General features: G+C 42.7%; 23 protein-coding genes and 1 pseudogene. 8 read left to right on the top strand and 16 right to left on the bottom strand.

Annotation, left to right across the window (positions count from 1 at the left end; translation table 11 throughout):
• Positions 1-4 precede the first annotated feature (4 nt).
• The 6 genes from HW45_RS10185 to HW45_RS10160 all read right to left on the bottom strand — a co-directional run bounded on the left by HW45_RS10185 (position 5) and on the right by HW45_RS10160 (position 5,286).
• Complete coding sequence (locus HW45_RS10185; RefSeq protein ID WP_038226809.1) at positions 5-1,549, bottom strand: type I restriction-modification system subunit M; 1,545 nt, start codon at positions 1,547-1,549, stop codon at positions 5-7.
• A gap of 104 nt (positions 1,550-1,653) precedes the next feature.
• The gene (locus HW45_RS10180; protein WP_038226808.1) at positions 1,654-2,226 is read right to left on the bottom strand and encodes a recombinase family protein; all 573 of its coding nucleotides are present in this window, start codon (positions 2,224-2,226) and stop codon (positions 1,654-1,656) included.
• 166 nt (positions 2,227-2,392) lie between these two features.
• Positions 2,393-3,493, bottom strand: a complete 1,101-nt coding sequence (locus HW45_RS10175; RefSeq protein ID WP_038226806.1) for a tyrosine-type recombinase/integrase — start codon at positions 3,491-3,493, stop codon at positions 2,393-2,395.
• Between the two features lie 40 nt (positions 3,494-3,533).
• Complete coding sequence (locus tag HW45_RS28780) at positions 3,534-3,923, bottom strand: helix-turn-helix domain-containing protein (protein ID WP_268745556.1); 390 nt, start codon at positions 3,921-3,923, stop codon at positions 3,534-3,536.
• A gap of 54 nt (positions 3,924-3,977) precedes the next feature.
• Positions 3,978-4,175, bottom strand: a complete 198-nt coding sequence (locus tag HW45_RS10165) for a helix-turn-helix transcriptional regulator (RefSeq protein ID WP_038226802.1) — start codon at positions 4,173-4,175, stop codon at positions 3,978-3,980.
• A gap of 97 nt (positions 4,176-4,272) precedes the next feature.
• Entirely contained in the window at positions 4,273-5,286 is a 1,014-nt protein-coding gene (locus tag HW45_RS10160) for a hypothetical protein (RefSeq protein ID WP_038226801.1), read from the bottom strand.
• A gap of 353 nt (positions 5,287-5,639) precedes the next feature.
• Here HW45_RS10160 and ylqF point away from each other — a divergent pair, with 353 nt between their 5' ends.
• The 4 genes and pseudogenes from ylqF to HW45_RS10140 all read left to right on the top strand — a co-directional run bounded on the left by ylqF (position 5,640) and on the right by HW45_RS10140 (position 10,669).
• On the top strand, positions 5,640-6,587 hold the full coding sequence (ylqF, locus tag HW45_RS10155) for a ribosome biogenesis GTPase YlqF (RefSeq protein WP_038226799.1): 948 nt from the start codon (positions 5,640-5,642) through the stop codon (positions 6,585-6,587).
• A 119-nt stretch (positions 6,588-6,706) separates the two neighbouring features.
• Positions 6,707-8,877, top strand: a pseudogene (gene yccS / locus HW45_RS10150) (YccS family putative transporter).
• 209 nt (positions 8,878-9,086) lie between these two features.
• Positions 9,087-9,248, top strand: a complete 162-nt coding sequence (locus HW45_RS29730; RefSeq protein WP_088879041.1) for a hypothetical protein — start codon at positions 9,087-9,089, stop codon at positions 9,246-9,248.
• A gap of 161 nt (positions 9,249-9,409) precedes the next feature.
• A complete protein-coding gene (locus HW45_RS10140) occupies positions 9,410-10,669 on the top strand; it encodes a hydroxymethylglutaryl-CoA reductase (RefSeq protein WP_038226794.1) in 1,260 nt (419 codons plus the stop codon).
• Positions 10,670-10,718: 49 nt separating this feature from the next.
• On the opposite strand, the gene luxQ is transcribed toward HW45_RS10140, so the two are convergent.
• The 5 genes from luxQ to HW45_RS10115 form a co-directional block, all read right to left on the bottom strand.
• Positions 10,719-13,313 (bottom strand): quorum-sensing autoinducer 2 sensor kinase/phosphatase LuxQ, encoded by a 2,595-nt coding sequence (gene luxQ / locus HW45_RS10135; protein ID WP_038226791.1) that lies wholly within the window; start codon positions 13,311-13,313, stop codon positions 10,719-10,721.
• Positions 13,313-14,416: an autoinducer 2-binding periplasmic protein LuxP gene (locus HW45_RS10130; protein WP_038226789.1), complete on the bottom strand. Its 1,104-nt coding sequence runs from the start codon at positions 14,414-14,416 to the stop codon at positions 13,313-13,315. Before HW45_RS10130 ends, luxQ begins: the two co-directional genes overlap by 1 nt.
• Positions 14,417-14,491: 75 nt before the next feature.
• Positions 14,492-14,776, bottom strand: a complete 285-nt coding sequence (locus HW45_RS10125) for a GIY-YIG nuclease family protein (protein ID WP_038226787.1) — start codon at positions 14,774-14,776, stop codon at positions 14,492-14,494.
• Positions 14,777-14,837: 61 nt separating this feature from the next.
• The gene (locus tag HW45_RS10120; RefSeq protein WP_038226785.1) at positions 14,838-15,497 is read right to left on the bottom strand and encodes a YceH family protein; all 660 of its coding nucleotides are present in this window, start codon (positions 15,495-15,497) and stop codon (positions 14,838-14,840) included.
• A gap of 50 nt (positions 15,498-15,547) precedes the next feature.
• Positions 15,548-15,763: a hypothetical protein gene (locus tag HW45_RS10115; RefSeq protein ID WP_038226781.1), complete on the bottom strand. Its 216-nt coding sequence runs from the start codon at positions 15,761-15,763 to the stop codon at positions 15,548-15,550.
• Positions 15,764-15,953: 190 nt separating this feature from the next.
• On the opposite strand from HW45_RS10115, the gene HW45_RS10110 reads away from it, so the two are divergent.
• Complete coding sequence (locus HW45_RS10110; RefSeq protein WP_006072802.1) at positions 15,954-16,271, top strand: DUF496 family protein; 318 nt, start codon at positions 15,954-15,956, stop codon at positions 16,269-16,271.
• Between the two features lie 275 nt (positions 16,272-16,546).
• The gene (locus HW45_RS10105) at positions 16,547-16,792 is read left to right on the top strand and encodes a YgjV family protein (protein ID WP_006072803.1); all 246 of its coding nucleotides are present in this window, start codon (positions 16,547-16,549) and stop codon (positions 16,790-16,792) included.
• Positions 16,793-17,063: 271 nt separating this feature from the next.
• On the opposite strand, the gene HW45_RS10095 is transcribed toward HW45_RS10105, so the two are convergent.
• Both HW45_RS10095 and HW45_RS10090 read right to left on the bottom strand, forming a co-directional pair.
• Positions 17,064-17,642 carry an SOS response-associated peptidase gene (locus HW45_RS10095; RefSeq protein WP_038226779.1) on the bottom strand — a complete coding sequence of 193 codons (579 nt, stop codon included), beginning with the start codon at positions 17,640-17,642 and terminating at the stop codon, positions 17,064-17,066.
• A gap of 408 nt (positions 17,643-18,050) precedes the next feature.
• Positions 18,051-19,760 (bottom strand): bifunctional metallophosphatase/5'-nucleotidase, encoded by a 1,710-nt coding sequence (locus HW45_RS10090; RefSeq protein WP_038226777.1) that lies wholly within the window; start codon positions 19,758-19,760, stop codon positions 18,051-18,053.
• 241 nt (positions 19,761-20,001) lie between these two features.
• On the opposite strand from HW45_RS10090, the gene HW45_RS10085 reads away from it, so the two are divergent.
• Positions 20,002-21,636: an ATP-dependent endonuclease gene (locus tag HW45_RS10085; protein WP_038226776.1), complete on the top strand. Its 1,635-nt coding sequence runs from the start codon at positions 20,002-20,004 to the stop codon at positions 21,634-21,636.
• Between the two features lie 49 nt (positions 21,637-21,685).
• Here the strand turns inward: HW45_RS10085 and HW45_RS10080 are convergent, their stop codons facing one another.
• Entirely contained in the window at positions 21,686-22,165 is a 480-nt protein-coding gene (locus HW45_RS10080; protein WP_038226773.1) for a DUF1097 domain-containing protein, read from the bottom strand.
• Between the two features lie 126 nt (positions 22,166-22,291).
• Complete coding sequence (locus HW45_RS10075; RefSeq protein WP_006072809.1) at positions 22,292-23,197, bottom strand: LysR substrate-binding domain-containing protein; 906 nt, start codon at positions 23,195-23,197, stop codon at positions 22,292-22,294.
• A 373-nt stretch (positions 23,198-23,570) separates the two neighbouring features.
• Between HW45_RS10075 and focA the strand changes: the two genes are divergently transcribed.
• Positions 23,571-25,019, top strand: a complete 1,449-nt coding sequence (focA, locus tag HW45_RS10070; RefSeq protein WP_038226770.1) for a formate transporter FocA — start codon at positions 23,571-23,573, stop codon at positions 25,017-25,019.
• 99 nt (positions 25,020-25,118) lie between these two features.
• On the opposite strand, the gene HW45_RS28360 is transcribed toward focA, so the two are convergent.
• The gene (locus tag HW45_RS28360; RefSeq protein ID WP_051867981.1) at positions 25,119-25,946 is read right to left on the bottom strand and encodes a YadA C-terminal domain-containing protein; all 828 of its coding nucleotides are present in this window, start codon (positions 25,944-25,946) and stop codon (positions 25,119-25,121) included.
• Positions 25,947-26,149: the final 203 nt, after the last annotated feature.

Genomic DNA, 26,149 nt, shown 5'->3' with positions numbered 1-26,149 from the left:
TGCCTTAGAACGGTGCCTTGATATTTAGTTGTGAACAAAAATCAGCGATATTGGTATCAACAGCATTCATCTTGATTTCAATCTCGTTGATCTCGGTGGCGATGGTATCCAAGTTCACCTGTTCTTCTTCCTCAAATGTATCCACATAGCGAGGGATGTTGAGGTTGTAGTCGTTCTCTTCAACCTCAGTAATCTTGGCGACGTGGGCAAATTTTTCGACGGATTCACGTTTACTGTAAGCATCAACAATGCGCTCAACGTCTTCATTACGCATAAAGTTTTGCGCTTTGCCTTTCTCGAAGTAATTAGATGCATCGATAAACAGCACATTGTCATCGTTTTTGCGATTCTTTTTGAAGACCAAGATACAAGTCGGGATACTTGTGCCGAAGAAGATACCCGCCGGTAAGCCAATCACTGCATCTAGGTAGTTCTTTTTCTCGATAAGATGTTTACGGATGTGACCTTCTGCCGCACCACGGAATAGGATACCGTGAGGCACAACTACCGCTAGCGTACCCGTTTCATTTAATTGGTGGATCATGTGAAGCACAAAAGCGAAATCAGCTTTCGATTTAGGGGCAAGTTTGCCGTAATCGGCGAAGCGTTCACTGTTTAGGTGAAGCTCGCTAGCACTCCAGTTCGCTGAAAACGGAGGGTTAGCGACTACCGCATCAAAACGTTGCTCTAGGTGCATTGGGTGCTCTAGGGTGTCATCGTTTTTAATGTCGAATTTATCGTAACGCACGCCATGCATCAGCATGTTCATACGAGCTAGGTTATAAGTGCTTGGGTTTTGCTCCTGACCACAAAACTCAAGGTTGTGGCTACCTACTTCACGAGCAACACGCAGTAGTAATGAACCTGAACCACAAGTAGGGTCATATACCGATTTCACATTCCCATCTAGGCTAACGAGCTTAGCGAGGATCTTGCTGACCTGTTGCGGGGTGTAGAACTCTCCCGCCTTTTTACCCGCACCAGAGGCAAATTGACCGATAAGGTATTCATAAGCATCACCAAGTAGATCGATTTCAGAGTTCTCTAGCTGGAAGTCGATGTTATCTAGGTGAACCAACACCTGACTGATTAGCTTATTACGTGCGTCTGGACTTTTACCTAATTTGCTTGAGTTAAGGTCTAACTCTTCAAACAAACCATTGAAGTCATCGGCAGAGTCCGCCGCTGTGGTGGATTGTTCAATATCAGCAAGAGTGCGATCAAGCTCGTCAATAATGAACTCTTGCTGCTTACCACGCCCCGCTAGGCTTGAGAAAAGCTGTTTAGGTGCAATAAAGTAACCAAGGTTCTCGACACACTCTTCACGTAAGTCATTGAGTAGCTCTTTATCATCAACAGCACCAACAAAGGTAATGCCATCTTCGGCAAGTAGCTCGTCACAGTAGCGGTTTAGCTTGTCTGAGAGATACTTGTAGAAGATAAGCCCCAGAATGTAATCACGAAAGTCGTCTGCCGACATATTGCCACGTAGTGTGTTGGCGATGTTCCAGAGCTGTTTTTGAAGTTCTTGTTGGTGTTCACGAACCATTGAAAACCTTACTAATTAATACACAGAAAAAGAGTTGCGCGTATTGTACCAGAAGATTCCAAAATGTGGTTTAACGTATTAATTTGACATAACTAAAATTTTACCTAGCTAGCCTTATTCCAGTGCCTTTTAACTGTAGCGATACCTAGGTTTAACGCTGACGCAACTTTTGACTGAGACAAACCTTCGGCCTTTTTGTCTTGTACCATTCTAGTTGTCAGATGAGCAGCAGGGCGACCTAGCTTTTTTCCTTCAGCTTTTGCTCGCTCAATTCCTTCTTTGGTTCGCTCCCTGATACGATTTCTCTCAAACTCAGCAAAAGCAGAGAACATTTGTAGCATTAGCTTTCCTTCGGCACTTGAAAGATCTGCTACTGGTAGATCTAAACAAACCACCTTAATCCCTTTTTCTGTTAGAAGGTTAATTGTGTTTTGAACGTCAATATTATCTCTACCCAAACGATCTAGCTTTAACACCACCAGCTTGTCACCCTCCTCCATTTGATGAGTGACCAGCGTCTTAAATCGCTGTCGCTTCATAGCCTCTACTGAGCCCGAGACAGTTTCACTAATGATTCTTGAATTGGTAACTTCATACCCTTTCTGTCGAATAGCTAGTATTTGGTTTTCGGTAGTTTGTTCGGATGTCGACACACGACAATAGGCGAATACGCGCATTACTCTTCACTGTCTCAAGATGGTATCAATTATAGGGGTATCATAAATAAATAGTATCATTAAGTAAACCCGGTATTTTTATGATACCACTACTTCGTTGAATCAACTGGTATCAATATACGAATATTTGTTGATACCAGTCTCTCCAGTTTGCAGAAATAAAGGACTATTGGTTAGACATCATTTTTTGAAACGCCATAAATTGTTCAAACTGCTCCTTCATGTCCGACGGTGTATCTGTGCTCGATTTGGCTAACTTCTTTAGCAACTCTGCTTGTCGATAGTCGGCAACCTCGCCATAGCTATAGAAAGTGGTTAAAACCCCCTCATGTCCTAGGTTTTGACTCCACGCTTTAAACTCTTCAGCGTTACTACACAATTTTTCACCTAGTCTCACTAGTGTGTTGCGAAAACTATGCGGGTTGTAATACGGTAGCTCAGCAGCTTTGAATGCCTGTTTAAATATTCGACGAATAGGACCAGCTGTTGTCCAGTGTTCATTTGTTAACCCCATCGTCTCAAACTTGTGACTAGGGCTATTTTTTACCTTTGTTTTAGGAAACAAGGGATCATCAGCCCCAAATGATAGTTCATGTTCCAAATAGCTAACCCATTCCGTCAAAATTTGCAGAGGAAGCTCACCTACTGGAAAAAAGTAGGTTGTAAATGTTTTACTGAACTTCGTTTTCACCTCTCTCGCATCCTGATATAAGCTTTGCTCTGCAATACAGATATGCTTTAGCTTTAACGAAGCTAGCGCTCTATCTCGTGCCCCAGTCAGAAGTGTACAAGCTACAAGAGCTCGATCTCTCTTTTCAATGTGAGTCATACACGGCATAGCAGTAAGAACCTGAGTAATCTGCTCAACCGTTGGCACTGGCTTTTTCCTGCGGGCATTGGCGATGCGAGCATCCTTTTCAGATAAATTGAAATACTCCGTATCACTGTATGTTAATCGAGAACGATAGCCGCTCCGTAGTGCTAACCACTGAAAGAACGCCTTTAGGTGTCTCAACGTTGTGTGTATCGTAGCCTTGCTCAAAGGCTTGTCAGTCACTGCGTTTTTTTGCTCCGTTAAGTACTTCTTAAATCCAACCGCTTGCTGGCGATGAAACTGCTTAAAATCTTTGTATTTGGTGTACTCCTCAAAGCGATTTATCGCCTTCGTTACACCGTCTACAGAGGAATCACTCTGACGTTTCGCTTCTTTCAAAAATTCACAGTAGTAGCGAATTGCTCGAACATTGTTTGAGTTATTTTTCTTCATGTTATTGAGTTCTCATAGTTAGGTACAATTTAGGAGAGGACTAACTCTCATACTTATGTGTTTTTGTGCTTTCGGTACTTTCCAGCAGCAACTCATTGCGAACGGACTCCAATCGCCTCCAACTAAAGAATTTATTCACCTTCGAACCGCACTTGGTGCATGTTCCAAATACTCTCCCTATACCACTAGGTAACTGCACAAACTTCACTGAATCAGGGCTAGGCAATCGTGGTGCTCTGCACCTCAAACAATACAACTCGGAACCATTACATTGCCGTCTGTTTCCCTGACGGTTCTGACGAATAAATAGCCTTAAGTCGGTACCCAATATCAGTAGTGGACGTAGCTCGTTGTATACTGGCAAACCGCTTTTGACCCAGTTTCTCACCGTTCTTTTATGAACATTGAACAACTCGGCGACCTCCTCCACCGTATAGCTACGGTGGATCTTGGCTAAATTTGGATTCAATCGTTTCTTCACTCACTAGCACCCTAAATTCTTACTTTTTGAAATGCACTCTTGCACCCACTGTTCAATGTCCTCTTCCACCCATCCTACTGCACGTTCTCCTAATGAAATGGAGCGAGGAAAATCGCCTTTTGACATGCGTAAGTAGATAGTGCTGCGTGATAAACCAGTCTTTCGGATAACAACTGGTAAACGAATAATCTTATTAGACATAAAAAAACCTCGTGGTTGTTTATAAGACAGCCAAGAGGTTATTGGATTTGTAGGTAGGAAAATCCTAATTAGGAAAAGGAAAATCCTAATTAGGTTTTTACATCCGCTTTCTTTCCATTGCTTCAGCAACTTGACTGGTGATCTTTCTAATCGTGTCGTCGGACATGGAAAGACCTCGAATTTCCATCATTGCTTGTATAGATGTACTGATACCACGCCTGGAAAGGTCTATACCCGCCTCTTCAGCAAACACGCCCATTAAAGCAAGGTAAGAGTTTCTCTCTCTCGGATGCATAGGACTCTCGTCATGATCTGTTTCCGAGTCAACTTCTGATGACTGGAAGAAACGGGTTAGCTCACTTGTCCGAATAACGAACTGATAGCTGATATCTTCCAGCGTTAGGCAATCGTGAGGTTGTGTATCCGAAGTGTTTACCTTAGTTTCATGAGAAAGAGCAAATGCTAGACTAATGGCCGAAAAATCGTCAAACTCACGATCGCTTAAAACATCTAGTGCATAACTGTTGTTTTCTACGTCTTTGAGAGTAAGTCCTCTAGACGCAAGAAGACTTTCCATCTTTGTTTGCAAAGCGGCTTTGTTGTGGTCATTTATCAGAAGCGGTATATGTGATTTAACCTTGAATACCTGTTGACCACGCTTTAAAAAGAAATCGTTGGGTACGGAGAGCTTTGGTTCTTCACTATTAATTTCATTATTGTACAGAACCTGAACCTTATGACGTTCCAAGCCAATCATTGCCAGATCCCAAACTCCATCGATCGCTAAAATTTCTTTATCAAAAATAAGCCACTTGTCTTTCTCGATACTCAGCTCATCGTCTAGACAAATCGAATATGGGCTGTCTAAACGGCCACCTGTTAGCAGGTTTTCATCCACTTGATACTGATTTGATTCTTTGTCAGGTTTTTCTATGCACCGCCCCCCAACAACAAACGCTTGGTTGTTGAGAAGAACAGACAATGTTAGCTTTCCGTTCAGCACGAGATCATAGATATCAGCAACCGTCACTGGCTCTTCCATAAACTTAGAAATGTATCTGGTCGCATCTTCGATAGTCAGGTGTTTCTTTAGCTTTAATAACTTACTCATCTATTCCGTCTTTCCTTATGTCCACCAGCATAAATTACAAGACGAAACGTAACGCAATGAACACTATAGGACTACGTTTTTCATAGAAAGCGTGATTAGTTGAGTAGTAAGTAATCGAAAACTAGGTTTCCATTGTTAAGCCCAGTTCATAACAAGTTTTTTCAGTGTTGATTGTTGCTCTGCTAATTACAGCGCACTAAATAAAGTGTTAAGATCATCACAATAGAGATATTGTTGTTTGCTGGCTTGGCAGAACAATGGACTCAAAGTCCTATTAGGTACCAATTAAAATTTATGTACCCCACACTGTACCCCAAACAACACAAATAAAGACTTTAATCCAAGGTATTCAAATGGTTAACAATACAATTCAATGGTTTCCAGGCCACATGCACAAGGCTCGCAAAGAAATCGAAGAAGTCATCCCACAAATAGATGTCATTATTGAAGTGCTTGACGCACGTATTCCATTTAGTAGTGAAAACCCTATGATTTCTCAACTCCGTGGCGACAAACCTGTCGTCAAAGTGTTGAATAAACGTGATCTGGCGGATCCAGAAAAAACGGAACTTTGGATCGAGCACCTAGAGAAAGAGCAAGGTGTTAAGGCAATGGCCATCACCACATCTAATACTCAAGAAGTGCACAAAATTCTTGAGCTTTGTCGAAAGCTCGCGCCACACCGCGAAGAGATTGGTAAAAACATTCGCACGATGATCATGGGAATCCCAAATGTTGGTAAGTCAACTATCATCAACACTCTTGCAGGTAGAACCATCGCTGTGACCGGCAACCAACCAGCGGTTACTCGTCGTCAACAAAGAATCAACTTGCAAAACGGTATCGTTCTTTCTGATACTCCGGGGATTTTATGGCCAAAAGTAGAAAACCCTCATAGTGGTTTTAGATTAGCGGCTACTGGCGCAGTAAAAGATACCGCTATCGAATACGATGAAGTTGCTTTCTACACCGTGGAGTATATGGCGGCTCAGTATCCAGAACGTCTAAAAGAACGTTATCAGATCGACGAAGAGCTTCCAGAATCTGATTTAGAACTTATGGAGCTAATTGGTCGTAAACGCGGTGCTTTACAATCTGGTGGCCGTGTGAATCTTCACAAAGCCTCTGAAATTCTACTTCACGAATTGCGGAACGGTACTCTAGGTCAGGTCACCCTTGAATTGCCTGAAATGATTACTGAAGAGCTCGTACAAGTTGAAATAGAAGCTACACGAAAAGCGGAAGAGAAAGCAAAACGTAAAGAAGAGCGCCGTAAACGTTATCTAAAGAACAAACGTTAATCCCGCACCTCTTGCGATTAGGGAGAACGAATGTCGCTCGTTCTTCCTAGAAAACAGTCATTTATAAGACACAGTAGTTTCTGCTAGAATAACGGTTTTATCAGATACAGCATTCTATTGTGAGCATTCTTGGTCAACTTCGCCTTCAATGGGCCAATAAAACCTTTAACTACAGTGTGTTAATGCTCATAGCGCTATTAGGCGTTGTGATTCCAGCTTGGTACTTCGAGCAACACACATGGGTTACACCATTAATTCTCGGCGTCATCGCCGCTGCGCTAGCCGAAACTGACGACAATTTCTTCGGGCGCATTAAAGCCATCACCCTTACCCTCATTTGCTTTGCAATTGCCGCATTTTCTATTGAGATTCTATTTAACATACCTTGGTTGTTTGCGATTGGACTTTTTTGTTCAACGTTCCTGTTCATTATTCTCGGTGCCATCGGTCCTCGCTATTCTAGTATCGCATTCGGCTCATTGTTAATCGCCATCTACACCATGCTCGGAGCTCATGAAAGTACGAACATCTGGTTCCAGCCGTTGTTACTACTAGGTGGTGCGAGTTGGTACTACTTAGTCTCTATTATCTGGAATAGTTTCTGGCCAATGCAGCCTGTTCAACAAAGTCTCTCTAACGTGTTCAACGAGTTGAGTTTATACCTAGATGCCAAAAGAAACTTATTCCACCCTACTTTAAACCTTATTCCGCAGCCGCATCGCTTAAAAGAAGCCAGCCTTAATGCATGTACCGTCTTTGCGCTCAACGCTTGCAAGTCAACGTTATTAAACCGCTCTCGACGTGGTCACGTCGATGGGCCAAGTGATCGCTTTTTGCAGGTTTACTTTATCGCGCAAGACATTCATGAGCGCGTAAGTTCAAGTCACTATCGTTATCAAGAACTAGCAACACAATTTTCGCATTCTGATGTCCTGTTTCGTTTTAAGCATGTCTTAGAAATGCAGGCAAAAGCCTGTAAAGAGATCGCCTTTGCACTTAAGCTGGGGAAAAGTACTCTCACAGCAATGACTCCATTAAAGCGTTAGTCGAATTACAAGATTCAATTGAGTATCTAGAACAACAAAACAACCCCGAATGGTCACCTTTGTTAGTTCAGCTCAACTATCTGTTTAATAACTTGGCAACTGTAGAAAAGCTGCTTAGTAACGTCAGCAATCCAGATAGTAACTTTTTGGAAGACGGAATACTGGACGACACCAACCCACACACGTTCACAGCGATGTGGAATCGAATCAAAGCAAGTATGTCGAAGGAGTCGATTCTTTTTCGACATGCCGTTCGCCTATCAATAGCGTTGACCATTGGCTACGGCATCATTCAGGGTTTCGATCTCGATCGAGGGTATTGGATCTTACTAACGACACTATTTGTATGCCAACCAAACTATAGCGCAACACGTCAAAAGCTCTCCGCGCGAATTGCAGGTACCCTTGTAGGGTTATTTGTTGGCGTCCCTTTACTTACTCTGTTCCCTTCTCCAGAGAGCCAATTATTCCTGATTGTTCTTTCTGGTGTCATGTTCTTTGCATTTAGAATCAACAATTACGGATACGCTACTGGCTTTATCACCGTACTTGTACTGCTGTGTTTTCACCAGCTTGGTGAAGGTTATGCCGTAGTATTGCCACGGCTGATGGACACACTTATCGGCTGTGCTCTAGCAGTAAGTGCCGTCTACTTTATTCTCCCGGATTGGGAGTCGAAACGCATGCATAAGATCATGGCGAATTCGCTGAGGACAAATCGAAAGTATCTAATGCAGATCATCGGCCAGTATCGCCTGGGTAAAAAAGACGATTTGAATTATCGCATCGCAAGGCGCGATGCTCATAATGCCGATGCTAATCTTTCTACCGCGATTTCAAATATGTTGGCGGAGCCAGGGCGTTATCAAGTGGATACCGATAAGAGCTTCAGATTCCTAACATTAAGTCATGCGCTTCTCAGTTATGTGTCTGCTTTGGGGGCTCATAGGCAACGACTAGAGGATGAATCAATTCACCTTCTCGTACTAGAGGCACATAGAACCATAAACCATCATATTGAGTTATTGGAAAATCAACTTGAAGGAACGGGGGATGAAAATAACGTTACTACTGTTGATCAGTTTGATATACACCGCAGGTTAATAGAATGGCGCGATGAAGATGATCGTTCGGCTCGCATGGTGTTGCAACAATTGCACTTAATCTATCGAATGTTGCCCGAATTTCATGCGTTGACTGACACTCTAACCCAACCACACAGTGAGAGTTCCAAACAAGTTTAGGTCTCACCGCTCCCCACCATTCAGGTTGCTTCAAATAATTGTAAGCGAAAGCAACCTGACTATTCTAACAGTTCAATTAACTGTTCCTTACAATACTCGGACAAATTCTCATCAGTTCAACGATAGATTAAACATCAACGCCATATTACGATGTGAAGATGAACGGAACTCAGACTGCTTTACTCAACAATTTAAATAAAGGTCATAAAATGTCGACGCAACAGTTTGAACAGCTAAGAGAACAACTAAAATTGCTCTCTCCCCAGCAATTGAAAGCGCTACAAGGTGAGATTTCCAACCAGCTTTCCCCGAGTGCTGCAAGCCTACTTAGTGAAGAAGAAATGAGCGCTCTAACGCAACTATTCCAGTAAATACCAATCGTTGTATTGTTTCAAAGTATTGCATTTTCTCTCAGTAACCCATTGGATTCACGTAGCAAAGTAATAAGATGTCACATAACCGCACTGGAACTCCTTGTATCTGAGTGTTAGGTGGGTAGAATCCCCTTCCAAACTGTTTTACTAAGATCCGCATGCCAAAAGTTAACCTTCACAAACGTGATTACCTCACTAGTATTGATAAAGACCTCACTTTGACTGAGTTCGATGCCAAGTTATCGCCTAAGCAACATACACCTTCTCGAAAAGTGAATCGCAGCCCTTATCTAACTGCTCGTAATGTTGATTACCGTTGGGGAATTCTTGATAACTCAGAAGCTAAATCACAATTACTCGACGTCCATACCGAATCCCAAATGGATAGCTATGCTAAAAATATCGAGTTTTTCATAGGCACTCTAAAAATGCCTATTGGTACAGCGGGTCCTCTACGGGTCAATGGGTTATTTGCACAGGGCGACTACCAAATCCCATTAGCAACAACAGAAGCCGCTCTCGTCGCTTCTTACAACCGAGGTGCCAATCTTATTACTGCTTGCGGTGGTGCTAGCGCTATGTTGCTTAATGAGGGCGTAACGCGCACCCCTGGTTTCGCCTTCAAGTCGTTAATTGAAGCCGGAAAGTTTGTGGCTTGGTTAGTAACACAGTTCGACCACTTTAAACAATTAGCTGAATCTACAACATCACACGGAAAGTTAAGCGATATCAACGTCAATATCGAAGGTAATCATGTTTATCTGGTATTTGAGTATTTGACAGGAGACGCTTCAGGTCAGAATATGGTGACCATAGCAACCAACGTTGTATTTGATTACATCCTGACGCATACCCCTATCAAGCCTGAATATGCGTTTCTCGACGGTAACTTATCCGGTGATAAAAAAGCTAACTCTCAAACTTTACGTAGCGTTAGAGGCAAGAAAGTCACTGCTGAAGTTCTAATTCCAGCAAGGTTAGTCGAGAAATACCTTCACACCTCCCCAAAGAAAATGGCTCAGTTTGGTCAGATGACCACAGTTGGCGGAGCGCTCAGTGGTACGATAGGTATCAACGCACATTATGCTAATGCGTTAGCAGCACTCTATATCGCTTGTGGGCAAGATGCTGCTTGCGTTGCAGAATCGGCTATTGGTATGACGCGCATGGAGGTCACTGATGCAGGTGAGTTGTATGCAAGCGTCACCCTCCCAAACTTAATGGTAGGTACTGTTGGAGGCGGCACAAGCTTACCGAGTCAAAAAGCCTGCTTAGACTTGCTAGGTTTACATGGAACCGGTAACTCCCAAGCCTTGGCAGAAGTAGCAGCGAGCCTTTGTTTGGCGGGTGAGCTTTCAATTGTTGGCGCATTTTGTGCTGGCCACTTCTCAAATGCTCATCACAAGCTAGCTCGTTAGTTCAATCAAACGATTAAAAGCAGGGAAGCGAATTTCGCTTCCCTTTTTGTTACTTCTCTGCAGCCTGTTGTGGCCCTAGCTGATAGTGATATTTCTTGAAATGTCTGAGTGCTTCGTACAGCGATTTCTCTTTGATCGGTTTCACAATGACAAAATCTGCCCCAGCAGCGAAGAAGGCTTGTCGGGTTGAATCTAAGTTATCCGCGGTACAAGCATAGATAGGTACTTTTTGATTTATCGTCTTTCGAATTCGCTTAGTCACTTCAATACCTGATACAGAAGGCAACTGGTTGTCCATTAAGATCAACTCAAATGACATCGTATTTAGAATCTCTAGCGCTTCCTGTCCATCTTTAGCCCAAATCACATTCATGCCGTACTTTTCACAGAAGGCTTTGGCAATAAAGGCATTGGTATGATTGTCTTCTACCAGTAACACGTTCACTATTTCAGAAAACAAATTAAAATCGATAACGGTTTCTTCAACACTTTGCTCTGCTTGTCCTATTGCCGTTTCTACCGGTAGCCTAACTTCGAATCTAGTCCCGCGACCTACCTCACTACTGACATTGATTTGGCCATCAAAAATAGTTACTAGGTTTTTAACAATCGCTAACCCAAGACCACTACCGCCATACTCACGTGTCAACGTTGCTTCCGATTGAACAAATGGGTCAAAGATCTGCTGAATTTGATCGCTTAGGATACCAATACCAGTGTCTTCAACATGGATGGTTAACCAATTTGTTTTGCTCGATTCGGCTGTTTTAAGCGCAAAGCTCACCTTGACGAAACCTTTGTGGGTAAACTTGATCGCGTTACTAACCAGATTAAACAAAATCTGATTCAATCGGACTTGGTCTGTGTTTAACGCTGTATTTGCACTCAAACTATTTTGGATAACGAGCTCAATATTCTTATGATCGCAAAGCGGCTTATAAATCCCCTCAATCGCAGTAATCACTTCTTTGAACTTGAAGTTATGCTTTTCAAGTTTAAAGCTACCATTTTCAATTTTAGAGAAATCTAAAATATCGTTCAGTACTGCCAGTAGGTGTTCGCCACTGTTACAAAGCACTTCAATCTGCTCTTGATATTGTCCATCATCACCCCCTTGCTTAAGGAGCTGCGAAATACCTAAGATTCCATTCAATGGTGTACGAATTTCGTGACTCATTTTCGCCAAAAAGTCAGTTCTGGCCTTAGCAGACCACTCAGCCTCTTTACGGGCTTTGATACTTTGTTTTTCCGCCTCTACCAATTTGGTAATGTCTTGTCCTTGTGAAAGTACCAGTGTACTGTCATCTCTAGTCTGAATCGCTGATAGACTCCATCGATATACTTTTTCTCCGATAGGGACATCAATACCTGTTAATGTTGCCCCCATACTCGCCTTCATGACAAGTGGGGTCATCTCGTTTACAAATGAAACAAAGCTCTCGCTATTTGACTGATTCAATTCTTCAAACAGCTCTAGTGATTTTTTTGCTGCTGGGTTAATTTGTAGAATCGTAGCTTTCTCAGTCCAAACAATAATTGGAGATAAAGAAAAATTGAATAGATCTTGGAACAGTTTTTCCTGTTCTGACAAGCGTTCAAATGTGTTGCTTAGTGTATTACCAATATGATTGAACTCATGGATACTTGAACCAGCGAACCTCTGAACACGCTCTTTGTTTACAGCAATCTTGGTGTAAACCATCAGCTCAGACAACTCTTGAGTCACCTTTCTATTTAGCCAACGCCTGGTTAAAAAAGATATGGTGGTTATGACGATAAGTGAAAGAAAAATCCAGAACAAATAGCTATTACGCAGTGCCAGAACACTAGGGTTTCGTTGTACTGAAAAGATACTCAAGACGTCTTGTTTCGTCCCTATCGTTAAGTTTGTTTCAGTGATCAATAATCGGTTTAAATCTGTTTCTCCGCTATAAATCAAATCAGAAATTGATTTAAGCGTATAATTGTCATCAGGTGAAATAGTCGACGCAATAAATTTATTACCAAAACGCAGAATAACATCATCGCTATTGCTGCCACGTAACAAGCTCGCTAACAAACCGGCATTGTCATCAAGAACAACCCCAACAAATAGGAACCCAAGGACTTCCCCAGACTCACTCTGGATGATTGGCGTACGTCGAATCAAAGTATGCTTAAGTCCTAACTGGGAATCAGTGACCAATGCGTTCCAATTGCTGTGAATGTCCACTTTATGAAACAACTCAGTTAGACTTGAGGACTCTAAACCATAGAAAAGCGCGTTACCGTCATCCCAAATTACATCACTTAAATGACTGATAAAACGAAAGTCTGGTGAATGGATTGGTTCAAGATTGTCTTCCCGCAGAAAAAAATAGTCTAGCGAGCGAGAATCGTGATTGTTAAAAAAGCTCTCAACCGTATCACTTTTAGCATTGCTGTCTTGCAAAATTTGTAACGAAGCGAGGCGATACTCGAAGAAGTTATGTATTAAGCTACTCGTTTGGCGAAAGGTTCGTTGCACTTCTTCTTGCACAATATCCCGGCTTAAATGCCAACTTTGAATCAACACGCCAACAGTAAAGATCGTCACTACCCATACAACAGTACGGGTAATAAGAGTGGCGAGTGTTTTATGTTTATTGAAGTTCGTTAGTGGCATCAGCTTTTATCAGAATATCTAAATGCTTTCTTTTTTAATTCATCGATCCTTGATTGCGAATCTTCACTGGTAACCAGTTCAAAATCACCGGAATAAACCGTTGGTACTGGTTTTCCTTCAAGATCCCACTTAATGGCTTCCGCCATGGCAACACCGGTATCGTCATTCATTCTCATAACGGTTACATCAAGTTTATTATTAGCGATTGCATCCAGTTCGGCAGATCCCCCTCCCCAGCCATTAATAACGATATCATTTCGTTTAAGTTGCTCTAGGGCATCAACAGCACCTAAAGCTACATCCGTTGAGCAGGCGTAAATAAAGCTAATGTCTGGGTTCTGTTGCAAACTACTTAATGCCGCCTTGTAGCCACTCTCTTTATTCGCTTTAGTGTAATAGGACGAAGCGAGTTGATAGTCCCCTGACTCTTCCATGTCTTGGATAAACGTACCACCGCGTGCATCGCTAACGTAACCTTCTGAAAAATACAAAACAGAATAAGAGTGGCTATTCTGAAATCGCTGTTTAAAGTAACCCGAGAGTAGATGACTGCCGATCACATGGTCAAAGCCAACATAAAGAAATGGAGGGGTTTCATCCCATGCTCTCACTGGTGTAGTGATATTCTGCAGGATGAGTTTTGTATCAGTAGAATGAATAACGTGCTCAATAAACTTACGATGACGTGTCGTATCTAGTGTAAAAATCAAATAACCGGATTTATTTTTCACCGCTTCCATCAACGAAACACTTTGCTGTCGCAAATCTATATTGGGTCGAGTAAAAACTTGGTTTAGCTCATAGTTGATACCAAGTTCTTCCATACGTGTCTCGAACGCTTTAATGTTTCTTACCCAATAATCAGAAACCTGTTGACCGGGATAAACTACTGATATTGTGACAGGTTTATTTTGCTCGACAGAGAGTGGTGTTGGCTGTTGCCTAACCACCTCGGAAAGTTCATTGGTAAGCTGTTCTTGAACAGGATGGGCACGGAGATATTCTTGGTAATCCCAATAGCCCGGCAATATTTCACTCGCTGCCGACTGAGTGGCGAATGGAATGATTATGGAAGCTAGCAAAGTTGAATAGATTCTGTTCATGTGTTGCTTATCATTATTCTGTTATAGAACAAGTGTATACAACATCGATGTGTTCAGCCAGTCATCTTGCTACTGTTATTTTCGCTCGAAACGGACAGCCTGCTTTACTAGACGTTCTTTCTGCGTTTTCTTGAGCTTCTTAATAGCTATTTCTGTTTTTAGAGCTTCACTTTTGTTTATTTCGGATTGACTCCACACCAGCTGTAAAGGTCCTTTACCGCGTAGCGCTTTTGCTCCCTTACCCTCTTGATGTTGTTTAAAGCGCCGCTGCAAATCATTAGTAATCCCGCAATACAGTGCCGATTGAGAAGTTCTAATAAGGTAAACAAACCAGGATGGCTCTTCGTGTTCAACTTCCATAACTTAATTTCTAAATACGCTAAAAAAACAAGGGTAGCGATAATTGCTACCCTTTCTCGCATTACATAAGTGAATTGACCAGCGCCTTTAGCTCACTAAGCTCAGATTTTAAAGATTCAACTTCTTGCTCTAGAGCTTCGATACGTTCGGTCGTCGGAGTGGAGACGGAAACTGGCCCGGCAGATTGCTGCGCAAACTCCTCAATATCGATTTCGCCACTGAATAGGTGCATATATCTCGACTCGCGTTTACCGGCTTCTCTTGGGAGCTTAACGACAAGAGCCCCACCTTCGCGACTGCTCATTGCATCTAAAACAGCTTCTACCTCTTTAACATCCGTGAACTCACATAAACGGTTAGTTCTCGTACGCAATTCACCCGGAGTTTGAGCGCCTCTCAACAGCAAACAACATACGATACCTTTTTCCTGAGCGCTGAGTTTTAGGTCACCAAATTCGGTGTTACAGAACCTGTGTTGAAATTTCGATACACGGCTATTAAAGCCACTTTCATCGCTCACTAAACGGCGAGAAATCAATGCTTGAGCTGCATCTTGAACTTCGGCTTCTGACAAAGATAACACTGGGTCACGATTGCTTTTTTGATTACATGCTGTTGTTAGACTATTCAACGTAAGGGGATAGTGATCGGGCGTTGTCACTTCTTTTTCGATAAGGCATCCGATAACACGAGCCTCGACCAAGGAAAGTTCTATATTCATTGTTATATCCTTTTATTCGCTTTAAACCTTACAGAAGTAAGCATACGTACCTAGTGTTCAGAAAGAAACGGAACCCTAATGAAATTGCCATCTTGGTCGACCATCACAACCTTACTGCGGTTAAGCTCAACTTCCGTCACTTCCAGTCGAGAACGCTCATTGATATAAGCTCCCTTCAGTTTCCTTGACGGCGAAACTTGAGGTTCCTCTTGATTGATCACTATGTCACTTTTGAATTCAGGAAGTGTTTTTGAGTGAGGTAACATGGTTTTCTTTAAATTGACAAACATTGGGTTCGGAAATCATAGCGCTAAGTGAGCTATTAACTCAATTGTTTCTTTCTTGAGTGATGACATTATGAGCAATAGACCGTCAGTATTGATCTAAGGGCTGTTATAACGAGTTTTGTTATGCTTTAATCAAGCTAGATTTTGACAATAATTTAGGAAAGGACTTATGAGTAGCGTATTCGAGATCGTTGCACAAGCACGTCGTAAGAACAAACTAAAACGCGAGCTTCTAGATAACGAGAAAAAAGTTCGTGATAACCGTAAACGTGTAGACTTGCTAGAAAACTTGATGGATTACATCAAGCCTGAAATGACTCACGATGAAATCGTCACCATCATCAAAAATATGAAAGCAGACTACGAAGATCGTGTTGATGACCACATCATCAAGAGCGCCGAGATTTCAAAAGCTCGTCGTGATATCAGCCGTCGCATTCGCGAACTGACTGAAGAAGACAAGCAAATGGTTCAAGGTAAGAAGTAATCGCCTAACCGGATTTATAAGCCCGCTTTTAAAGCGGGCTTTTTTTTAACATTTTACTCAACAAAAACCGTTCTTCGTAACTAAGGTCAGCCAAAAAAACGTTTGCGTAATCGCTAACCCTCTCCGAACACAAAAGTGAGGCTTCCATCACAGAACTCTGGCTGATATAGTGCACCCGAATTAGCAACACCGTTCGAGGCAAGGAGCTTCCTCGTAAATCTCATGATGAGAAGAATAGGTACCAGACTCACTGGCAAGATTTAGAGGAGCACATTATGGACATTAATATGGTTGAGTTATTGGGTTATGCAGCATCAATTATGGTGGCTATCTCATTAACGATGAAGGATATCGTAAAGCTACGAGTGTTGAACTTTATCGGCTGTGCATTATTTACAGCTTATGGGCTGGCTATTGATTCTATGCCAGTTGTTATCACCAACGGCTTTATAGCTTGCGTCAACGTTTACTTTCTAATCAAGATGCAACAAGAAAAGCGTGTTGTAAGCTCTAACGCTTAGTACAAACAGAATTCGAAAAAAGCCTCACTAGATGAGGCTTTTTTTATACGTAATGGTTTCTTGCTTAAAGTCCAAACCAACGGCTGAACCACGTTATTTCACCGTAAGCAACCAGATCAAAAATCGTCAAAAACACAGCAGTAATAATCGCTAATTTCACCAGTTTATAAGCGATGAGCATCATACCAAGTTTACCCTTTGTATTTGAAAGTCTGAAAGATTTTACTTCCTTCTCGATGAATCACAAGTGATGTTGTTTTCACTTAGCTTTTTATGCGGGCCGGCAAGTCCAAGCATTACGTATTAATCCACTTTTCAACAAAGCCTCCGCTTCGAGAGCATTGCAATTAAGCCAATCTGAAACCGATTCAGCCGCAAGCAGCGCTGGCATACGGTGATGATAGCGTAGATACTCCTGTGTCGGTGCAGTGGTGAGTGTGATAACCCGCGTCGACTCAGGATAACCAATAGCTGCCATATACAAAGGCGACTTATCTGCTGCATAAAATAAATACTTGGTTTTGTTTTCAGTGGACGAGGTTCCTTGACTCCATTCATACCAACCAAAGCATGGTACAACGACCCTATGTAAAGCAAAAGCTTGTTGAAAAGTCGGTTTAATAGATACCGTTTCAGCTTGAGCATTAATAATCAACTTACTACTCCAGCTTGTTCGGAGCCCCCAACCAAGTGGAAACTGAAATAATTCTTGTTCGGGAGACGCAACAATGCATTGAAGCCCTTCGCTCGGCCGAATGTCTAGATTGGGAGCGGCATAAAAAGCAATGCCAAGTTGACGTGATACAAATTGGCTAAATGGATCATCGATAATGTTAAGTCGACCGCACATAGTAAAACTAAACCAGTTTTTTTTGATAATTATAGAGGATCACGTGCGATTTCTCTTGACGACGCAAGCCTTGGCTCTTAGTTTTGTTTACGGAACGCCTTTGCTTGCGCGTCTGGAACGGCCGAGATTAAGCAGTTCTCGGCCAACCCCTTTCTTATCAGCATCTAAGATAAAAAATATCAAAAAAAAAGAAGCCAGCTCGTTTGAGCTGGCTAAAGTGCAGTGTGGGCTAAATTGCCCCTCCTGGTATAAAGTAGACTAGTAGCGACCATGCGCCTATCCAACTCAGTACCACAAGCGTATCAATCCAATCTCTGTTCCACATGGTTCCTCCAGTGAATGTGGCGCAATCTGTTTCGATAGACTGCAACCGTCAAGATCAGTTCAATAAAAGCAATTTACGTTCCATTATTTTGGAACCGAGTCTTTGTTTTCTCGGTTTACTCTATTCACAACATACGGTCTATCCGATAAAAGCTTTATAAAACAATCAGCCATAGACCAATTTGTAACGGTACCTGTCCCTTCCATATTTAATATGGCGTCGTAGCCCTCTTTTCCTTTCATGGTGTAAGCGCTTGAACTGCCAGTATATATTTTGTTCAACTCGATGGGCTGGTTAGCAATCTTAATATCTGTAACTCGAGCCCCTTTAGGTTTGTCTTTGTCATAATGAAATTCAAGTTGCGACGTATACGGATAACTGCCTGATCCCGTTCCAACAACACCATTACCTATTGCGTTGTCTATTGCACCTTCGATAATACGTGGAATGAACTTCCCTTTTATCTTGTAGATGCCTATCGGCACGGCAAAAGGCAATAATTTTCCGGCAATGTCTGCAACCGAAATAGCGCCGCGATTAAGTGAATTGCGCACGCCACCGGCATTATGAATAGCAAAGTCAACCTGATGACCAAGCGCTTTCATGGTGTGTAAAAATGACGCAGCGACGAGAGGAGCTATCTCACTACCGCCCTGTTCGTCTGGAAGCCTAATGTGTCGAAGAGTATGATTCAGAGTCGTCACTTTTTGCTCTTGTAATGCCTTTACTCTAGGACGGTACTTATCATTCATTATCTGTTTGATTGACGGATGTTTGCGACAAACTTGGACGTTCGGATGCGATTGAACTCTATCTCGAATCGCTTCATAAGGAATGGATGATACCTCACCGTCTACATCCATAAACACTCGGCGTCCGACTAACAGTTCGTTTTTGCCGTAAAAGCTCACCACTGAACCATCACTATCAAACTCAATTTCACAATGGCCCATCATCATCGCATGGTAACCCGCTTGAACCACATATGTGCCATTCACATTAACGCCATAGTGATCTTTGGAAGCCAATCCTAGCTGAGAAAAGTCACCCTGTAACACATGGCTATGTCCGCCGATAATAAGCCCAACACCTTCCAATTGGCCCGCTATTTCAAGGTCGGTCTCATAGCCCATATGGCTTAAGATAATGATTTTATTGATACCACTTTGTTTAATGGCGGCGATAGTCGCTCGCGCAACCTCTAACGAAGACTCAAAGCTTGTATCACAGTCCGGGTTCGCGATGTCAGCCATTTTGTCGATAGACAAACCAAAGATGGCCACTTGTTCGTTCCCAACACTCTTCACTATCCATTGTGCAGTTTTTTGCTCCACATCATATTGGTATAGATTCGGATGCCCATTTAGCGGAAACTCTTTGTCCCCCTCTCTAGAGAGGTTCCAGTTACCCGCCAATAACGGAAACTCTATTTCTCTAATGAACTTCCCTACAGGTTCATTACCCATATCGAGTTCATGATTACCCAGTGCCATCGCATCTGGTCTAAGTTCATTGAGTAATTCAGCGTTTGCTTCGCCCTTAAATAAAGAGAAGTACAGCGTCCCTTGAAAACAATCACCGGCATGTAGCAGCAAGAATGCTTCATCATCCACCTGTGCTCGTAACTGTTCAACTCGAGTTGCGATACGTGCAAAGCCGCCAGCGCTAACAAATGGTTGATATACAGTTTCGTTATGGACGATGGTTAATGGAAGCGACGTTGGTTCAAAGTAAGAGTGAGTATCATTGATATGAGCAATCGTTAGTTTGAGAGGTTTATTGTTTTTCTTCATAGCGTTTCTCTGTTATCTCCCCTCTGATGTTAGACCGCTTTATGTGACATTCCAATGAAGTTCTTGAAATGCAGAGCACATTATACAGGTCTGTGTTTGATATACATCACATAAATTCTCTAGGGATATTTGAAATTAATATGAGCTTGATTACAGCTCAATCTCGAAAACCCTCTTATAATTGATTGAGATAGTTAGTATTTTCGATTCTACGTACTAACTACAACTTAAGGAGAATTGGATGAAGTTAGAACGCATTGATATATCCGGTTTTCGCGGCATTAAGCGCCTCTCTCTCGCGCTCAATGACCTAACCACGTTGATTGGTGAAAATACTTGGGGTAAGTCTTCTTTACTTGATGCCTTGTGTGTTGTGCTTCCTGCTGACGGGGAACTGTATCAGTTCGAAATGAAAGATTTCCACGTAGATTACGCCGCTTCACATCCCCAAACGAGGCACCTACAGATTATTCTCTCCTTTGTAGCCACTGAAAGAAACGAAACTCACTCAGGCCGCTATCGCAAGCTCAAACCTATTTGGCAGCAAGACAGTAATGGAGTAGAACGTTTCTATTATCGAATCAGTGCTACATTAGAAGGCTATGATGTCACTCAGCATTATGCCTTTCTTGATTTAAATGGCTCTCCTCTACGGTTACACCATTCAGAGAAATTAGCGCAAGAGTTGATGACACTTCACCCTGTCATACGGCTTCGAGACTCTCGTAGATTCTACCATCATGAGATCGCTACTAATGGTCATAACTCACGCTCTGAAAAGCGAATCAACAACACAGTGCGTCGATTAATGGCGATACCTGGCCATGTGAATAAAGGAGAAATGAAAAGTAGTCTCAACTCGATGAAGGTGTTGGTAGAGCACTATTTCTCATTTAAAAGCCATTCACGCGGGCTTTCCAAAAATGGCAATCGCGATGGCGTATTCTTCTCGCGACCTTCGAATGAGCAAAATCTCTCCCAAGTGATCGATGAAACGAAGAACCATCAAACGCGGTTACTTCTATTAGGATTGCTCAATGCTTATTTACAGGCAAAAGGTCCAACTGAACTCAGACGTTGCGCACGTCCAATACTTATCATTGAAGATCCTGAAGGTCGTTTACACCCAACTCACCTCTCCCGCGCGTGGAGCTTATTGCAAATGCTTCCGATGCAAAAGATCCTCACAACGAACAGTAGTGACTTACTCGGCGCAGTCCCACTGGAATCTATCCGTCGACTAGTCAGGCAGTCTGATAAGACTGTTACGACAAGTATTTCTCCTAATAACCTAACTAAAGATGACTTGCGGCGCGTTGGTTTTCATATCCGATTTCATCGCTCCCGCGCACTATTTGCCCGTTGTTGGTTACTGGTTGAAGGCGAGACTGAGGTGTGGCTTTTTAATGAACTCGCTAATCTTTCGGGCTATAACCTATCCGCTGAAGGGGTTCAAATCATTGAATTTGCACAATCAGGTCTTAAGTCTTTGATCAAAGTTGCCCAAGCATTTGGTATAGATTGGCATGTTGTAACGGACGGAGATACTGCTGGAAAGAAATATGCAACAACTGTTATCCATCAATTACACGGCGACCATCCGCGCCACCATTTAACTGAACTACCCGATAGAGATATTGAGCACTATCTGTATACACACGGCTTTGAAGATTTCTTTAGGGATCTCATCAAGATTCCTCATGATCATCCAATCCCTCCAAAAAAGGTAGTTACGCGCGTACTCAAAAAGTTTGCGAAACCCGACCTTGCACTGGCGATTGTCTCTGAATGTGAGGAGAGAGGACCGGACAGTATCCCTTTATTGATAAGATGGATCTTGAAACGAGTTGTGACTATGGCGAACGGTAATACTTGACGAAAAGCCTGATATCAATTGTTTTGATATCAGGCTTTAACTATGAAATTCAGTCTTTTGCTAACTCTTGAGTCGTTTTAACGGAAAGCTGCTGATGTAACCAAAGTCCACTGGCTTTCATTGAATAGCCAAACAATCCACCAAGCACTAAAGACGGTACAACGATTTGCCAGTCACCATTAGCCGCGAAAGTTGCGCAAGCACCGATAAACGTACCTGGAATGTAACCTAACCAATCGCGTTTTGCTTGAAAACACATAAAGAAGGAAACTAAAGCCGTCATTAAATAGCCAACGATCTCTAGATTGACCAGTGAAGAGCCATGAATAATCACTAAAGCCCAAACAACACCAGACATATTAGTTAGTAAGCTTTGTGCTAAACCTTTTATGCCATCTTTCGGTGATGCAAAGTAACTTGTACACCCTAAGAACCCAGCCCACGATAACAAACCTAACGACATCGCTGTCCATCCCCAGATGCCAGAGAGAATACCTGTGGTAATTGAAATAGCGATTAGTGGGCTCATAAAGGGTTAACCTAGCAAAATGATTGATTATGCTAGGTTAACAAATACACTGGATATTGGCGTGACAAATATCACGTTAACATCATTTAAGTTACATAGCGTACATTTATTATGTGACACCGATCACTACAATACCGAAGGGCGACCTTTCATCATTCTTAGCCCCTCTCTCTTTGCACATTCAGCTAAAGGGTTCTCGGCCATATCAGCACGCCAGATGAATGACAGCGTGCGTTCCATTTCTAGTTCGGGCACGTTCAACGCAACCAATTGACCAGCTTCAATAAAGCGCTCTACATCAAGATATGGTAAACAAGTTAGGTACTGGCTATTTGCGACCATGCTACGAAGTACGGGTACGTGCTCGTATTCGCGCCAGACATCTAAGTCTGCAATGAGATGGTGGATGGAGCTATCAAAGATTTTACGGGTACCGGAACCATGTTCGCGCAATACCCAGCGCGCTTGCTCTAGTTGTGCGAGACTCACTCTATCTCTTTTTGCAAAAGGATGATGGGCAGATGCCACGACAGTCAGGTGGTCTCGACACCAAACTTCTTGGTGAACTCGATTATCGTCGCAGCGACCTTCTATAATGCCAAGGTCGTATTTGTAATCCAAAACACCTTCGATAACTGAGTCCGTACTCTGCACTCCCAACGTAATTCTCATCTCAGGGAAATCGTTGTCGATGGCACTAATAAGATCAGGGACTAAGTGTTCTGCTGGTGTTTGACTAGCGCCAAGCTTTAATTCGCCACTCAATAGATGCTGTTCGTAAAATCCCATCTCAATTTGCTGGGCGTCTTGTAACAAGCGTTTCGCTTTTGGACGCAGCCAGACTCCCCAATGGGACAACGCCATCTGCTTACCCTGACGTTCAAATAAAGGGCGGCCAAGCATTTTCTCTAATTGCGCTAACGACATGCTAGTGGCTGATTGGGTTAAAGACAGCTTTTCAGCAGCTTGACTGACACTTCCTGTATCGGCTACTGCATCAAATACTGCTAACTGCTTTAATGAATATCGCATCTGCTTTCCTTCCACTACTAAATCCAAATTGAATGCCGCAATCAATTCTCAGGCGTCGACCGGACATCATCAGTTTCCCTTATGCTGCCCGTCAGGTGGATTTTTGTGATTATTATTTCACCACCAAGAATCTTATTAACCTGCCAATCTCTCACTTAAAAACAGTACGTTATGGACAACAGCCCTTATTCTACCTTGTGCAGATAAGTTATCAATATTTCTGATTTAGATTTTAAAAATTATCAATTTTACCACTAGGTACTCTACCCCTTAATCTAGATTCGAACACGGCAAGGGGCCTTGTTCTCGCACTTTGATTAAGGAGTTATGAAATGCGCGAAACATCCAATATGACAAGAGTAAGGAGTCATTAATGGCATCAGCTAGCTCCGACAATCATCTGCTCTTTTCGCCACTTGAAATGATGGCAGAAGCTGAAAAATTTGCCTTAAGTAAAGCGAAGAAAACCAGTGGGATGACGATGAGTCTGGCCATCATGGCCGGGGCCTTCATTGGGCTTGCATTCCTTTTCTACATCACAGTTACGACTGGAAGTGCAGATGCAGGATGGGGACTAAGCCGATTAGCGGGTGGACTCGCATTCAGCATGGGTCTGATTTTAATTGTTATTTGCGGCGGAGAGCTATTCACCAGCTCCGTTCTCTCGAGCATCTCGTGGGCAAATAAGCAAATCAGTTTCAGAAAAATGCTGTCAATTTGGGGAAAGGTATATGTCGGCAACTTTATTGGCGCAATGTTCTTGCTGTTGATTGTGTCAGCAGCCGGCCTTTACCAAATGGACAACGGTCAATGGGGTCTTAACGCACTGAATATCGCCCAACATAAGCTTCATCATACGTGGATACAAGCTTTTGCATTAGGTGTGCTTTGTAACCTACTTGTTTGCTTGGCGATATGGCTAACCTTTAGTTCAGCGAATGCTATGACGAAAGCCGCAATGACCGTCTTACCTGTCGCTATGTTCGTTAGCAGCGGTTTTGAACACTGCGTAGCAAACATGTTTATGGTGCCACTTGGAATCGTTATTCAAAACTTTGCAGGCAGCGAGTTTTGGGCGGCGACAGGTACAACCGCTGCACAGTTTAGCGACCTAACCCCAATGCACTTTCTCACTAACAACCTAATACCAGTCACGCTAGGTAACATCATCGGTGGCGCGGTTTTGGTAGGACTTGCCAATTGGAGCATCTACCGAAGACCACAACTAAAAGCAGCAAATGTCACTGCAATCACAACAACTACTGCGCTAACGTCAGTAAAGGAGACGCAAATGAACAACAACATCATCGTAAAAGACATCATGAACACTCAACCGGTAACGCTTAGTGTTGAAATGCCTACTGCTGTTGCACTTGATACGCTTTTAGACCACAACTTAACAAGCGCACCAGTCACCGATATTGAAGGACGTTTGGTTGGTTTCTTCTCTGTTCACGACGTAATGGTCGACCTTTGGTGCCAAGACTACATTCCTGAGCAAGGTCAGAAAGTAGTGGACTTAATGAGCCGTGATGTCGTCGCCATCAATGCTACCGAAAAGTTGGTTGATGTGGCTGAGTTTCTTTGCATCGACAAAGAGCAGCTATATCCGGTGAGCTCTATGGGCATCGCTACGAGTTTCTCTACTCTATCACTAGAAGAACGTGCTAAAGCGATGAAGGTCAGTAAGCCACATGTACTACCGGTTCTTGAAAATGGTGTCTTAGTAGGAGTGCTGTCTAGAGCAGAAGTTATGAAAGCAGTTCGCCCAATCTATGGTGAGCGCCTGAATATTGTTGAACGTGAGCTTGAAACTGCATAGTTCGACACAAAAGTTTTTGGCTAGGAAATAAGTCGTTTGGCCGAAAAAAGCCCCGGTGTAAAAACCGGGGCAATCTTATTCGTAAAGACTTGGTTATTATTATTTAAAACGGTACTGAACACCTGCGCCAGCAGATACTTGAGAATTAGAACGCTTACCTGCTGTTTCGTAGTTCACAGTCATTGATGACGACCAGTTTGCGTTAAATTGATATGCACCACCAAGAGCAAGAGCTTGTTTAGAACCCGCTGCACCAATACCTACACCCATTGCAAACTCACCAGCATCTTGAACCATTGGGCGAGCGTTAGTCACTGCGTGAGATGTTGCAACAACACCATCCATGCGGTCTTCTAGGTCGAGCATTTTGTTGCCCATTGCTTTCATATCTTGTTCTAGGTTGTCGATGCGAGCTGAGTTGTTAGCAATACTTGCTTGGTTTCTTGCTATATCAGTTTGGTTATTGACAGTTGCATTGCGGTTTGCATCTCGTTCCGCTTTCTCGACATCAGGCATTGGAATGATATCATTCTCTGGTTGCGGCGGTAACGGTGTAGGCTTCATATCATTGTCGACCACTTTAGCTGATGTATGGTGACCATTTCCATCGGTATAAACTATCTCATCAATGCGACGGTTAATATTGTCACCTTCTCCACCATTTACGATAGTGATCTCCTCGCCTGTGGTTTCGTTGTGAAATACGATGTTGCCATCTACTTCAGACACACTACCGATTTTCTCGATTCTTCCAGTCGCTGTGGAAACATTACCCTTGTCATCGATAGTATAGTTGTCACTAAAATACTTTGCAGCATGTTCTACATCACTCTTACTAACGCTAACTTGGTCAAAGTTTGGTTCTGCAGCAAATGAACCTGCAGAAATTAAAGTAACTAGCGTAAGTGCAATTCTTGTTTTTTTCATTTTTAACTCTTCGTATCAATAAGGAAAATAGGATTTATTATTTGGCGACTATCCCTTCGCCCTATCGAAACATCAGCCACTCACCGTAGACCAATCATTTCGCCAATTACCGAGCCGTTCCGTTGGTAACTGGTGTGCTCATTGCTGAGAACGAGGCGAATGTTAGATACAAAGATTTTTCTAATGTAGTTGAAGAAAATTGG

Origin of the sequence: Vibrio sp. ER1A, assembly GCF_000733315.1 — a bacterium.
Classification (GTDB): domain Bacteria; phylum Pseudomonadota; class Gammaproteobacteria; order Enterobacterales; family Vibrionaceae; genus Vibrio; species Vibrio mediterranei.
This window is presented reverse-complemented; position numbering and strand designations above follow the sequence as displayed.

What these genes read in the sequence shown, in the direction of transcription:
- HW45_RS10185 (WP_038226809.1), bottom strand. Translation starts at nt 1,549, where the DNA reads ATGGTTCGTGAACACCAACAAGAACTTCAAAAACAGCTCTGGAACATC.
- HW45_RS10180 (WP_038226808.1), bottom strand. Translation starts at nt 2,226, where the DNA reads ATGCGCGTATTCGCCTATTGTCGTGTGTCGACATCCGAACAAACTACC.
- HW45_RS10175 (WP_038226806.1), bottom strand. Translation starts at nt 3,493, where the DNA reads ATGAAGAAAAATAACTCAAACAATGTTCGAGCAATTCGCTACTACTGT.
- HW45_RS10165 (WP_038226802.1), bottom strand. Translation starts at nt 4,175, where the DNA reads ATGTCTAATAAGATTATTCGTTTACCAGTTGTTATCCGAAAGACTGGT.
- HW45_RS10160 (WP_038226801.1), bottom strand. Translation starts at nt 5,286, where the DNA reads ATGAGTAAGTTATTAAAGCTAAAGAAACACCTGACTATCGAAGATGCG.
- ylqF (WP_038226799.1), top strand. Translation starts at nt 5,640, where the DNA reads ATGGTTAACAATACAATTCAATGGTTTCCAGGCCACATGCACAAGGCT.
- HW45_RS29730 (WP_088879041.1), top strand. Translation starts at nt 9,087, where the DNA reads ATGTCGACGCAACAGTTTGAACAGCTAAGAGAACAACTAAAATTGCTC.
- HW45_RS10140 (WP_038226794.1), top strand. Translation starts at nt 9,410, where the DNA reads ATGCCAAAAGTTAACCTTCACAAACGTGATTACCTCACTAGTATTGAT.
- luxQ (WP_038226791.1), bottom strand. Translation starts at nt 13,313, where the DNA reads ATGCCACTAACGAACTTCAATAAACATAAAACACTCGCCACTCTTATT.
- HW45_RS10130 (WP_038226789.1), bottom strand. Translation starts at nt 14,416, where the DNA reads ATGAACAGAATCTATTCAACTTTGCTAGCTTCCATAATCATTCCATTC.
- HW45_RS10125 (WP_038226787.1), bottom strand. Translation starts at nt 14,776, where the DNA reads ATGGAAGTTGAACACGAAGAGCCATCCTGGTTTGTTTACCTTATTAGA.
- HW45_RS10120 (WP_038226785.1), bottom strand. Translation starts at nt 15,497, where the DNA reads ATGAATATAGAACTTTCCTTGGTCGAGGCTCGTGTTATCGGATGCCTT.
- HW45_RS10115 (WP_038226781.1), bottom strand. Translation starts at nt 15,763, where the DNA reads ATGTTACCTCACTCAAAAACACTTCCTGAATTCAAAAGTGACATAGTG.
- HW45_RS10110 (WP_006072802.1), top strand. Translation starts at nt 15,954, where the DNA reads ATGAGTAGCGTATTCGAGATCGTTGCACAAGCACGTCGTAAGAACAAA.
- HW45_RS10105 (WP_006072803.1), top strand. Translation starts at nt 16,547, where the DNA reads ATGGACATTAATATGGTTGAGTTATTGGGTTATGCAGCATCAATTATG.
- HW45_RS10095 (WP_038226779.1), bottom strand. Translation starts at nt 17,642, where the DNA reads ATGTGCGGTCGACTTAACATTATCGATGATCCATTTAGCCAATTTGTA.
- HW45_RS10090 (WP_038226777.1), bottom strand. Translation starts at nt 19,760, where the DNA reads ATGAAGAAAAACAATAAACCTCTCAAACTAACGATTGCTCATATCAAT.
- HW45_RS10085 (WP_038226776.1), top strand. Translation starts at nt 20,002, where the DNA reads ATGAAGTTAGAACGCATTGATATATCCGGTTTTCGCGGCATTAAGCGC.
- HW45_RS10080 (WP_038226773.1), bottom strand. Translation starts at nt 22,165, where the DNA reads ATGAGCCCACTAATCGCTATTTCAATTACCACAGGTATTCTCTCTGGC.
- HW45_RS10075 (WP_006072809.1), bottom strand. Translation starts at nt 23,197, where the DNA reads ATGCGATATTCATTAAAGCAGTTAGCAGTATTTGATGCAGTAGCCGAT.
- focA (WP_038226770.1), top strand. Translation starts at nt 23,571, where the DNA reads ATGGCATCAGCTAGCTCCGACAATCATCTGCTCTTTTCGCCACTTGAA.
- HW45_RS28360 (WP_051867981.1), bottom strand. Translation starts at nt 25,946, where the DNA reads ATGAAAAAAACAAGAATTGCACTTACGCTAGTTACTTTAATTTCTGCA.